Origin of the sequence: Actinoplanes sp. NPDC048967, assembly GCF_040649415.1 — a bacterium.
Lineage (GTDB): Bacteria > Actinomycetota > Actinomycetes > Mycobacteriales > Micromonosporaceae > Actinoplanes.
In genome coordinates, this window is the sequence record NZ_JBEZFL010000001.1 from 1,336,009 (window position 1) to 1,347,477 (window position 11,469).

General features: G+C 72.4%; 6 protein-coding genes. 2 read left to right on the forward strand and 4 right to left on the reverse strand.

Translation table 11 applies throughout. The features are described from left to right. Window positions 1–84 precede the first annotated feature (84 nt). The gene (locus tag AB0C12_RS06165) at window positions 85–3,099 is read left to right on the forward strand and encodes a BTAD domain-containing putative transcriptional regulator (RefSeq protein ID WP_360544703.1); all 3,015 of its coding nucleotides are present in this window, start codon (window positions 85–87) and stop codon (window positions 3,097–3,099) included. A 21-nt stretch (window positions 3,100–3,120) separates the two neighbouring features. Here AB0C12_RS06165 and AB0C12_RS06170 read toward each other — a convergent pair whose 3' ends face one another. Together AB0C12_RS06170 and AB0C12_RS06175 are read right to left on the reverse strand one after the other, a co-directional pair. After that, on the reverse strand, window positions 3,121–5,085 hold the full coding sequence (locus tag AB0C12_RS06170; RefSeq protein WP_360544705.1) for a hypothetical protein: 1,965 nt from the start codon (window positions 5,083–5,085) through the stop codon (window positions 3,121–3,123). Continuing rightward, complete coding sequence (locus AB0C12_RS06175; protein WP_360544707.1) at window positions 5,082–5,996, reverse strand: 5'-methylthioadenosine/S-adenosylhomocysteine nucleosidase; 915 nt, start codon at window positions 5,994–5,996, stop codon at window positions 5,082–5,084. The genes AB0C12_RS06170 and AB0C12_RS06175 overlap by 4 nt, the downstream gene beginning before the upstream one ends. A 404-nt stretch (window positions 5,997–6,400) precedes the next feature. On the opposite strand from AB0C12_RS06175, the gene AB0C12_RS06180 reads away from it, so the two are divergent. Next, the gene (locus AB0C12_RS06180; protein ID WP_360544709.1) at window positions 6,401–7,651 is read left to right on the forward strand and encodes a hypothetical protein; all 1,251 of its coding nucleotides are present in this window, start codon (window positions 6,401–6,403) and stop codon (window positions 7,649–7,651) included. A 5-nt stretch (window positions 7,652–7,656) separates the two neighbouring features. On the opposite strand, the gene AB0C12_RS06185 is transcribed toward AB0C12_RS06180, so the two are convergent. Beyond that, on the reverse strand, window positions 7,657–10,830 hold the full coding sequence (locus AB0C12_RS06185) for a DUF87 domain-containing protein (RefSeq protein WP_360544711.1): 3,174 nt from the start codon (window positions 10,828–10,830) through the stop codon (window positions 7,657–7,659). Continuing rightward, a complete protein-coding gene (locus AB0C12_RS06190; protein ID WP_360544713.1) occupies window positions 10,827–11,459 on the reverse strand; it encodes a hypothetical protein in 633 nt (210 codons plus the stop codon). Before AB0C12_RS06190 ends, AB0C12_RS06185 begins: the two co-directional genes overlap by 4 nt. Window positions 11,460–11,469: the final 10 nt, after the last annotated feature.

Below are 11,469 nucleotides of genomic sequence, written 5' to 3' on the forward strand. Positions count from 1 at the left end.
GTTCGGCGCTGGCGGCAACTGCCCGCGCCTTCTACGGTCGGAGAGCGGGGGATCAACGCGGTGTGAGGGGCGGAGGTCCACTACGTGATCTACGGGGTCCTGGGTGAGCTGGAGATACGAGACCCACGCAGCGGGCAACCGCTGAGGTTGCCGCCCGGACGGCAGCTCAACGTGCTCGCTGCGCTGCTGGTCCAGCCGAACAAACGACTGTCGCACGGCGACCTGCTGCGGATGGGCTGGGGCCCGGCCGGCGTCGCGGAGGCCCAGCTGCACAAGGCGGTGTCGGCGCTGCGGGCGATGCTGCGGCCGATCGGCCGGGCCGAGGACCTCATCACCCATCCCCGCTTCGGGTACGAGCTCAGAGCCGGCGACGACGACCTCGACCTGCTCGCCTTCGAGAAGCTGACCGCCGCCGCCGAGCAGGCCGGCCCCGGGGACGAGGCCGAGCTGCTCCGGCAGGCCCTGCGGCTGTGGCGCGGGCCGCAGCCGTTGTCCAATGTGTCCGCGCCGATGCTGGCCCCGCTGGTCCGGGCGCTGCAACAGCGGCGCAAACGGCTCGCGGTACGGCTGTTCACCCTGCTGATCCGGCGGCGTGACTTCAGCGGCGTGCTGGACGACCTGCAGCGCATCGCGGCCGAGTTCCCGACCGATCACCAGTTGCAGAAGCTGCTGATGGTGGCTCTCCACCACAGCGGGCACCGGGCGGAGGCCGTCGACGCGTACGAGCGGTACAAGCGGGAGTTCGGTGCGGCCGTCGGCGACATCGACGCCGACCTGCGGGATCTGGCCTATGCGATCGGCAGCGGGAACGACGAGGCCGTGGCCCGGGCGTTCCCCCTGGACGAACGGCCGGTCCGCAGCGCACCGACGGCGCCCAAGCAGCTGCCGGCCGCCCTGCCGGGCCTGGTCGGCCGGGACCCGCTGGTCGCCGAGCTGTACTGGCTGCTCGGGCCCGACTCGCCGTACCGGGTCATGGTGGTGCCCGGGCCCGGCGGCATCGGCAAGACCGCGCTGGCGCTGCGGGCGGCGCACCAGCGCCGCGGGGACTATCCGGACGGCCAGCTCTGGGCCGAGCTGCGCGGGACCTCGGCCGACCCGGCCACCCCGGCGGAGATCCTGGCGCAGTTCCTGCGCTCACTGGACGCACCGGTCGTGCCGGAGTCGCTGGCCGAGCGGGCCGCGCTCTACCGGAGCCTGCTGGCCGACCGGCGCATGCTCGTGGTGCTCGACGACGCGGCCGACGGCGCGCAGATCAATCCGCTGGTCCCGGCCGGGGCGGGCTGCAAGGTGCTGGTCACGGCCCGGCGCCACCTGCCCGACGTGGCCGGCGCGCACCACGTGGGCACGCTGGAGCCGCTCGCCGAGCCGGACGCGGCCGTGCTCTTCGAGTCCGTCGTGGCGGCGTCGAGGATCGATCTGGGCCGGGAGCACGAGGCGGTCCGCGAGGTGGTGCGGTTGTGCGGCGGGTTGCCGCTGGCGCTGCGGATCGCCGCCGCGCTGCGCGTGCACGACGATCCTCAGCCCACCGCCGAGCTGGTGCGGCGGCTGCGCACCCACGGGCCCGCGGCGTACACGTACGGCGCGGACAGCCTGGCCCGCACGCTCGACACCGGCCTGGCCCCGCTCGCGGCGGCGCACCGGCGCCTGTTCGTCGACCTGGGCCTGCTGCCGCTGGCGACCTTCGGCGCCTGGACGGCCGCCGCGCTCAGCGACGACCCCGAGCAGGGCCGGGCCGCGCTGGTCGAACTGGCCGCGGCCTCGATGGTGGAGACCACGGCGGCGCCGGTGCCGCGCCGTTTCCGGTTCCACGACCTGACCCGGGAGTACGCCCACCGCCGCGCCCTCGCCGAACACCCGGACCAGCGTGACCGCGACGAGCTGCTGCGCCGGGTGTGCGCGGCGTTGCTGGACCTGACCCGGCACGCCCACGCCCGCCTGTACGGCGGCGACTTCGAAGTGGTGCACAGCGACGTGCCGGGCACCGACCTCCCGGAGGATGCCTACGCCGAGGTCGCCGCGGATCCCGTCGCGTGGTTCCAGGCCGAACGGCTCTCCGTACGGGTGGCGGTCGAGCTCGCCGCGCGGCTCGGGCTCACCGCACTGTGCTGGGACCTGGCCGTCTCGGCGCACGAGTTCTATACGATCCTCAGCCTGCACGACGACTGGTACGACACGCACATGACGGCATTACGGGCGTGCCGGGAAGCCGGTGACCGCCGCGGCGAGGGCATCGTGCTGACCTGCCTCGGCCAGCCGGCCCTGGTCGCCGGGGGGCGCCGGCCCGGGCTCTCCGGCCTCGGCGACCTCGTCCGGGCGGTGGAACTGCTGGGCGCCGAGAAGGACGAGCACGGTCTGGCGATCGCGCGGCGGACGCTGGCCAATGCCGTACGCCGTCACGGCCGGTCGACCGAGGCGCTCGCGCTGTTCCACGCGGCGCTGACCGGCTACGAGGGCGCCGGCGACACGGTGGGCCGCTGGCAGACGTTGCGGTTCATCGGCCAGGTGCACCTCGACCGGGGCGACCACGATCAGGCGACCGCCGCCCTGGCCCGCGCCGACGAGATCGCCGCCGAGCTGGACAAGCCGCGCTTGATCGCGCAGACCCGGTACTGGTCGGGGTGCGCGTACCTGGCCGCCGGTGATCCGGTACGGGCGCAGCAGTCGTTCGCCGCTGTGCTGGAGGTGGTCGGCGACAGTGGCCTGGGCTACGCGTACGCGTTGCACGGGCTCGGTGACCTGGCCCGGCACCGGCAGGACCTGGCCCGGGCGCAGGACCAGCTGGGTCAGGCCGTGACCCTGGCCCACGAGCACGCCGACGCCCTGCTGGAGGGCCGGGTCCGGCTGTCGCTGGCCGAACTGTGGCGGGCCCGGGGCCGGGGCACCGAGCAGGTCGCGGAGCTCCGGCGAGCGGCGCGATGCTTCGCCACCGTCGACGCCGCCTACCTGGAGATCCAGGCGCAGGCCCGGCTGGCCGAGGCCCTGACGGGTCAGGAGCCGGACCGGGCCGCGGACGCCGTCTGGGCCAGGGTGGAGCAGCTGTACGACGCCGGGGAGGTCCCCGAGCAGGACCGGGTCCAGCGCCGCCCGCCCGCCGGGTGAGCTCCGCCGGCGGGCCGGGGTTCAGCTCGCCCGCCGGTACGCCGGCCCGGCCCACCAGCTGCGCCCCTCGGCGGCGACGCCCTCGAGCACGAACAGGGTGTTGCGCAGGCCCGTGGCGTCCTGCGCGCCGTCGGCCAGGATGCGCGAGTCCTCGTCCGCGCCGGCCTGCCCCGGCTCGGTCACCGCGACCTCGATGTCGGCGCCGTTGACCAGGAACAGCTGGAACTCGCGGGCGCCGTCGTCGAGCGCCGTGACCCGGACCGCCGCCACGGCGTCGTAGCGGTAGTTGGTGCGCTCCCAGTGGTGGAAGGTGGTCTGCGCGAAGTCCAGGTCGACGGAGATCTGCCGGACCCCGTCGGCGGTCAGCAGGAACACCAGCAGCTTGTAGCGCGAGTACCGCCACGGGCCGTTCTTCGCGCGGGCTCGCCTGCTGCCGTCGCCGCGGGCCTCCATCGACGCGTACGCGCTGATGTCGCTCCACTTCAGCTGGTACGCCGCCAGAGCGTGCTGCAACAGGATCCGGCGGTCGCAGTCCAGCCACTGCGCCATCTCCACGTCGTGGGGCCGGTCGGAGAGCCGCCGCTCCCACCGCTGGTACTCGAACCAGTACGTCGTCTCGCGTTGCTCGCGTTCGGACTCGTCGAACACCACCCGCTTGTTCTCCGCCAGGATCCGCAGCCCGACGAGCGTCACCGTCCAGCCCGCGGCGACGACCGCGACCAGGGCTCCGGCCGTCTGGAGCAGGTTCTGCCGGGCGGCGGACTGGATCCCCCACATCAGGCCGGACACCGCTGCCAGGGCCGCGATCACGGTGAGGGCCTTGACCGCCGCGGGGACGGTCCAGCGGCGACGCTGCTCGACGAGCGCCCCGGCGTCCCACTCGCGCCGCAGCTCGCGCACCTGGAACCGGATGAGCCACTTGACGGCCTCGGCCTTGACCCGCTTCTCGCGGTAGACCTCCACCAGTTCGTCGCGGAGCCGACTCATCGGCCCGTACGCGTCGACCAGCCAGGCGGCCCGGTCGGGACCCTTGGGGGCGTACCTGTCGGCGTACCGCATGTAGAGCCGGTCCACCTGATAGGTGAAACCGCCCGGGTGAGCCGCGTCGCTGGGCAGCCGCTGGGCCCGCAGCTGCCGCTTCTCCGCTCGCAGCCGGTCGACCCGGAACCGCCATTCCGCGCCGTTGGTGACCGCGACGCCGGCGGCGATCAGGGCCACCGTGAGCGCGATGATCGCCGAGGTGTCGTCGCGCTGCAGCGCCAGCCAGCCGATCATCGCGACGGCACCCGAGACCGCGGTGGCCAGCACCGAGGCGACGGCCAGGTCGCCACCGGAGACGTCGACCGGCCGCACCGGCCGGGTCCGGGGCTGCGCCGGGTCGGGCTCGAAGAACTTCCACACCCGCTCCCGGCGGCGCTCGGCGCACCGGCCGGCCCCGGCCTGCCGGACGTCCTCGTGCCACAGCTCGTCCTTCAGCGAACCCTGCAGAACCCGCTCCAGGTGCCGCAGCACCTCCTTGCGCATCGCGGCGTCGAGGTCCTCGATCTCGTGCCGGACCCGCGAGATCGCGGCGTGGTCGGCGTCGCGGGACTTGCTGGCGGACACCAGGTGCCGGATCGCCTCGATGCCCGGCGTCCAGTACTCCCGGGGCAGCTCGTCGATCTGGTCGAGAGCCGCCTTGAGCGCGGCCCGGTCCTCGAGCGACAGCTCCCACAGCGTCCGCTCACTGAAGTACGCGAGCAGCCAGTGGAACCACACCTTGGTCGAGCCGCGGATCTCGACGGTGACCTCGGCCAGCAGCTTGCGCGCGGTCGTGGCCTGTCCCGAGGCGAGGTAGCGCAGCGCGATGTCGAACTTCTCCCACGGCGAGGCGCCCGGCGGGACCTGGTAGTAGTTGTTGTGGACGCCGCCGTGGACGGTGCCGGCCACCGCGCCGTGACTGCCGCCGTTCGCCGTGACCGTCGGGCCACCGCCGTCGCCCTTCACGACCAGCCTCCTTCCTCGCGCCAGGCCGGGCCGGTCCGTTGGTCGTTGTGGACGCCGCCGTTGATGACCCCGGCCACCGCGCCGTGGCTACCGCCCTTCGTGCTCACCTGAACCTCCGGTCGGTACCGGTCCTGTCCGGCCCGGGCCGGATGGTGCGCGATCAGGTCGGCGGCCAGTGCGGTCGCGAAGGTCGCCGCGTTGCGCACCGCCCTCGCCTGCCACTGCGCGCCGTCGGTGCCGGACTTCGTGCCGTCGGCGAAGTCGCTGATCGCCCGCACGACGGCCACCGGAGCCGCGCTGAGGTGCCCGGCCTTGGCGACCCCGGCGGCCTCCATCTCGATGGCCAGCGCGTCGTCGTAGTGCTCCCGGAGCCACCGCAGCGGCTGGGAGACCTTCGCGTCGTGCAGGATCTCCCCCGACGCCACCGGTCCGAAGTGCACCCGCGGGCCCTCCGCGCCCACGCGGAGATCGCGGGCCCGGTCGACGCGCCGGGCGATCTGGCGGGCGGCCTGATCGATGCCGTGGTCGATCTCCCAGACCCGGGGCCGGGACTTGAGACCACCGGTACGGGCGGCAGCACCGTGGTACGCGTACACATGGGTGGCCACCACGACGTCGCCCAGCGCCAGGCCGGGGTGCAGCCGCCCGGCCACGCCGACGAAGAGGACGGCGGCCGGGGTGAACTCGCGGATGGCCCGCTCGGCGATGACGGCCGATCCGTGGTTGCCCGCACCGGTGAGGGCCAGCACGACCTCGCCCGCACCGCCGCCGAGCGAGCCGACCTCGAAGCGGGTGCCGGAAACCGGCGGCGGCTGACGGAGATCGGCGAGCGTGGCCCGGACGGCGGCGTACTCGACCTCCAGGGCGGTGAGGATCACGATCGGTGGACGAGAAATTCGAGGTCCGTTCATGGCGGCCACCTTGCTGTCAGAGTAACAAGAACCCCGGCGACAGATCGGCCGTCGCGCTTTCCCGATCCCCGCGCTCTCCCGACCCCCGGAGCGAACGGTTACATCGTCATATCTCGATCTACCGGAGCCCTACCGGGCATGTCACCGGCGCCCGCGCAGCGCGTCCCTCCCTGGGGCCGGACCGGCCGGCGTGGCGCCGGCCGCCCCCGTGGCCGGGTGCCCGGCACCGACCAGCGGCCGCCACCACCGCGCCGGCGCCGGGCACCCCACACATGCTGAGGCGCGGTTCTACCGTATTTCCACCGTCGGCCGGTGACGGTCGCCCGATCGGGTCCGGCCCGGTCTAAGATCCGGGCGGTCGAGTCGCCAGCGTCCCTTGTCCCTCCGCGAACCCGGACGGTCCGATGACCCAGCAGAGCGCACGCGTGGATGTCCTCGTCATCACCGCGCTGAAAGAGGAGTACGACGCGGCGAAGGCGGTGGCCGGGATGTCGCCGTGGCAGGAGCACGGGGCCGGTGGCCCGCAGCCCTACGCCACCGCCGGCTACGAGCCCGGGACCGGGGTACGGCTCTCGGTGGCGCTCGCCCGCCCGGTCCGGATGGGTGGCCGGGGCACCAGCCCCATCACCACCGCGCTGACCGAGAAGCTCGGGCCGACCTGCCTGGCGATGTGCGGGGTGTGCGCGGGCAACCCCAGTGACACCGCCGCGGGCGATGTGATCATCGCGGCGCCGGCCTACGAGTGGGACGAGGGCAAGGACTACGGCGACGTCTTCAAGGCCGATCATCAGCAGTTCCCGCAGGACACCCGGTGGGCCCGGGCGGTCCAGGACTTCGATCCCGCGGGCCTGCCGAGCCACGGCACCGCGACAGAGGAGGAGGCGGCGCTCTGGTATCTGGAACAGCTTCACAAAGATCAGGACCCGCGGACGCATCCGGCCCGCAAGCGCTACTTCCCGCACGGCACGTGGGTGCCGGGGCTGGAGCAGCTCCAGTCGAAGGGGCTCATCACCCGGCAGGGCGCCGGCTGGGCGCTGACCGATGCCGGCCGGACCCACATCGCGCGCCGCCTGTACGACGACGTCGACGGGCCGGAACAACTGCCGTTCGTGGTCGTCCCGGGACCGATGGCCAGCGGCAGCGCCGTCATGGCCGACCCGCGGATCTGGGACCGGCTCGAGGTCACCCAGCGCAACATCCTGGCCCTGGAGATGGAGGCGGCGACCATCGCCACGGTCGCCCACGAGCGGCAGGTGCCGCACTGGCTGGTCGCCAAGGGCGTGATGGACCACGCGAACTTCGCCAAGGACGACCGGTTCAAGGCCTTCGCCGCCAAGGCGTCCGCCGAGGTGCTCTTCGCCCTGCTCGGAAAGCTCCTGCCGGTCGCGGCCGCCCCGACCCGGCCCCGGCCGCCCGCGGTGGAACTGCCCGGCCGGGTGAAACTCGAGATCGTACGGCGGCTCACCTACGACTGGCAGGACCTGGCCGACGTCGTCGGGGTGCCCTCGTACGAGGTGCGCCGGTTCCGGTCCGGCGACGAGCCCCGTGAATTGTGGGGCTGGCTGGAGAACCGGGGACGGCTGTCCGACCTGCCCGGCGCCCTGGAGGAGATCGGCCGCGCCGAGCTGGCCGCGCTGCTGCGCCCGTACGAGTGAAGACTTCAGGCCCGCGCGCGGGCCATGACCTCCTCGTCGGTCAGCGGGCTGCTCGGGTGATGGCTGAGGCACATCGGCGTACGCGTCTTGTGCGGCGCCTCGCCCTCCAGCGCGATGTAGAACTCGCCCGCGGTGAGGTTGCCGATGTCCGGCACGTCGCCGCCCTTGACCTTGGCCATCTCGCGGGCGGCGTCGATCTGGATGGGCACGCTGAGCCGCCCGAAGAAGTGCGTCGCCGCGTTGCCGGGGATGCGGTTGTGCAGGTTCTTCGGCGCCTGGGTGGCGAAGATCAGCCCGAGGCCGTACTTGCGGGCCTGTGAGGCCAGAGCCAGCGTGCTCTGGGTGCACGCGGTCATCGCTCCCGACGGCGCGAACGTCTGCGCCTCGTCCATCACCAGCAGACCCAGCAGCGGGCGGTCCTTGGCCGGATGCTTCTTGATCCAGGCGAACAGCCCCATCTGGAGCTGATTGACGAACCCCTGCCGGGCGTCGTCCGCGGGCAATCCGACGAGGCTGATGACCGAGATCCGGGCCCGCTTACCGGGCGACGGGGTCAAGAGAATGCCGGGATCCGCCGGGGTGCCACCGCCACCGAACATCGGATCGTTGTCCATCGAGGCGGTGAGCGTCTGCGCCAGCCCGGCGGCGATCTTGGTGGCGTCGTCGAGCCCGCTGACCCCGTCGGGCAGCTCGGACAACAACGCGATGAGCGCCCGGATGTCACGGCCACCCTGCCGGCCGAAATGCTCGACCGCCCGCCGCAGCACGGCCGTACCCAGATGCACCCGGGACGTCCGGCCGACCAGGTTGGCCCGCGGAGCCAGGGCGGTCACCGCGGCCTCGACCGCCGCCCCGAACTCGTCCGGATCGTCGAGCACGCTGGCGAAGTCGGGCAACGGCTGGAAACTCAACGGCCGCCCCGACTCCCGCCGCGGCGTCCAGGTGAGCACCTCGGTCCCGGCCAGGTAGCGGGCCGCGCGCTCGGCATCGCCGGGACGCCAGCCGGTCGGCGGCTCCGGCCACGGATCCCCCAGCCGCGCCAGGTCGTTGTTCGGATCCAGCACGATGGCCGAGACACCGAGCAGCGCGCACTCCTCCACGAGCCGGCGCAGCAGCACGGTCTTCCCGGAACCCGAGGCGGCGAAGATGGCCGCGTGCTTACGCAACGCTTCGAGGGACAGCGGGGCGGGCGCATCGTCGTCGACCCCGTAGCCGATGGTGAAGCCGCTCGTCCTCACCTCCGCCTCATCTGGCTCAGGCGCGCGTTGCGGCGGTGTGGCTTCGCCGGTCCAGGCGTCGGCGTCGGCCAGGGCCTCCTTGAACAGGGTGATCTGCTCGGTGGGCCGGTAGCGCACGAGCCAGGCGTGCAGCTGGGCCGGGTTCTCGTCCCGCAGGCCGTGCAGGGCGGCGAGGACCCGCAGGTCGGAGTCGTCGACGCTGAGGGTGACGCCGCCGTCGCGTTCGAGCTGGCGGACGACCTCCTGGGTCTTGGCGGACTGGCTCCAGGGGCCGTTGCGCAGGAGGAAGAGCTTGCGCTTGGCGACGTCCGGATTGAGCCCGGCGGCGGTGCGGGCCCGGCGGATGCGGTGCAGCGCGGCCACGCCGTGATGGGTGTCGCTGATCGCCCGGAACGACCAGTGCCTCTGGTCCTCGGTGCGGGACTGGTCGGCGGACCGCTCCCGCTCCTCCTCGGACCGCTCGTCGAGGTTCCGGCGGAGGCGAGCATGAAGGTCCGGCTTCGAGCTGGGTGGCGGATCGATGCTGAACTTCTCGCCACCGTCGCCGCGCTCGACGATCCAGGCCTGCAACCCGGCCGCGAGCAGCGCCGGGAAGGTCCGGTCCTCGGTGTCGTGTTCGAGGGGCGAGGTGATGTCGGCGTTGCGCTTGAGCTTCTCGAAGCGCGCCTCGATCCGGCCGAGCTCGTCGTCGGAGATGCCGGGGGCCGCCCGGACCGGCGCCTTGGTCACCTGATCCTCGGTCGGGGCGTCGCGGAGGTGGCTCAGCTCCCGCACCTCGTCGTCGATCAGGCACGCCCGGATGTGGCGATCAATGGCAACCAGCAAGCGTCGTGGGGTGTACTCCGTGGCTTCCTCGAAGACCTGCTCCTTGATGGGCCACGTCGGATAGGGCGGGGTGAACGGAACGGTGGCGAAGCGAGCGGCGAATCGCTTCTCGATGAGCTGGCGCGCGATCTGCGGCGTGCGAATGCCCTGCAGCGCCAGGCAGCGGCGGAACCTGTCGGGGAACGACTGGGGTGCGCGCGCCGAGATCTGCTCCCAGGTCACCGACAGACTGGCCACCACCGTCAGGGTGCGGCGCGTGGTGTCCCGCAGGTCGCTCAGGCCGTTGGCCAGGCCGGCCGTCAGCTTTGCCAGACGCAGATCAGCCTCACCTGAGGATGACTTGGCCAGATCCTCCTGCAGGGCCGACTGGGCGACGGCGGTGTCGATCTGATCGAACGCGATCACCGACGGTCCCGTCGTGGCCAGCAGCCAGGAGATCTCGTGCACGATCTCCTGAGCTGTCCGGGGCCTGTTGCGGATCCCCCAGGCCTGCCGCTCCCCCTCCGTGCCCTCCCCGCTGCCCGCAAAGTAGTTGTCCGCGACGTCCTGGTGCTCCTCTTTGTCCGAGGCGCGCAAAGCCAGCGCCCGCAACGTGTCCCGGCACTGGTGGGCGACGTGGCGGTCGTATTCCCGCAGGCCGCCGACGAAGGCGTCCAGCGCGGCCCGGTTCAGCTCGGTCTCCCCGATCACCGCACGCCGGTCGGCCCGGGGTGCACCGACGCGGGAGGCCAGGCGACGCAGCAGCAGCCGTAGCTGGGTCTCGCCGTTGGGCACCTCCCGGGCCATCCCGTCGAGCAGGAAGACCAGCAGGCCGTCCCAGAAGTCCCGGCCGTCGAACAGACCGATGAGGAAGAAGTACCCGCCCTGCTGCTGCACCTGCTCCCGGACCCAGCCGAGCAGGTGGGTCTTGCCCGTGCCGTGCCGTCCCTCCAGCACCAGGCCGATCGGGCTCGCGTCGGCGCTGGCCTCGGCCGCCGCAATGCCGTCACGCACATCACGGACCACAGACTCGTGCAGCCCATCCACGTGGAACGGCGAGCGTCGCCACACGTCGTCCGGCGCCAGCACCCAGCTGAGCCGGAGCGCGGTGAGTACCGTGCGTTCCTGCTCGTTCATCGCAGGCCGATCGCCAGCTTGTGCCGGTCCTCACCGCCGATGTGCACGGCAGCCTTCCGCTCCTCGGCCCCGATCCGGTGCCCGAACGGCTCCGGCTCGAGCCGCACGTCGGGAGAGTCGAGCAGCCGCACCAGCGCCTTGTCGACCTCGCCCTTCGAGGCGTCGCTGATCAGCGGCCGCAGCTCGGTCAGGTTGACATAGTCCCCCGGGGCACCGGCCAGCTTCGTGTAGGCGGCCCGGATCCTGCCGTCCAGATCCGCCGGCTCAGGCTTCTTGATCACGGCCGAAGTGCCGTTTCTTTTCGCCAGCAACAGCTTTTGCTGCGCCACCATTGCGGCCCAGAACAGCTGCCGCTCCCCGGCCGAGCGCTTCACACCTTCCCCGGCTCGATACTGGTCGATGGTCAGCGCCTCGCCGAGAACTTTGCTGCCCTTATCGGTGATGACGTGCCGGAAGGGATTGCGCTTCGTCGTGGAGATCACGTAGCCGTCCGCGTTGAGCTTCTCGTAGTCAGGTTTCCTCAGCCGGACCTCGTAGAGCTCGGCCATCTCGTTGTTGGAGATCTCCCGGCCCTCCGCCTCCAGGATGATCAGGTAGGCGTATTCCGCGGCGGTCAGCTCGGCGGCCATCGATGGTCCT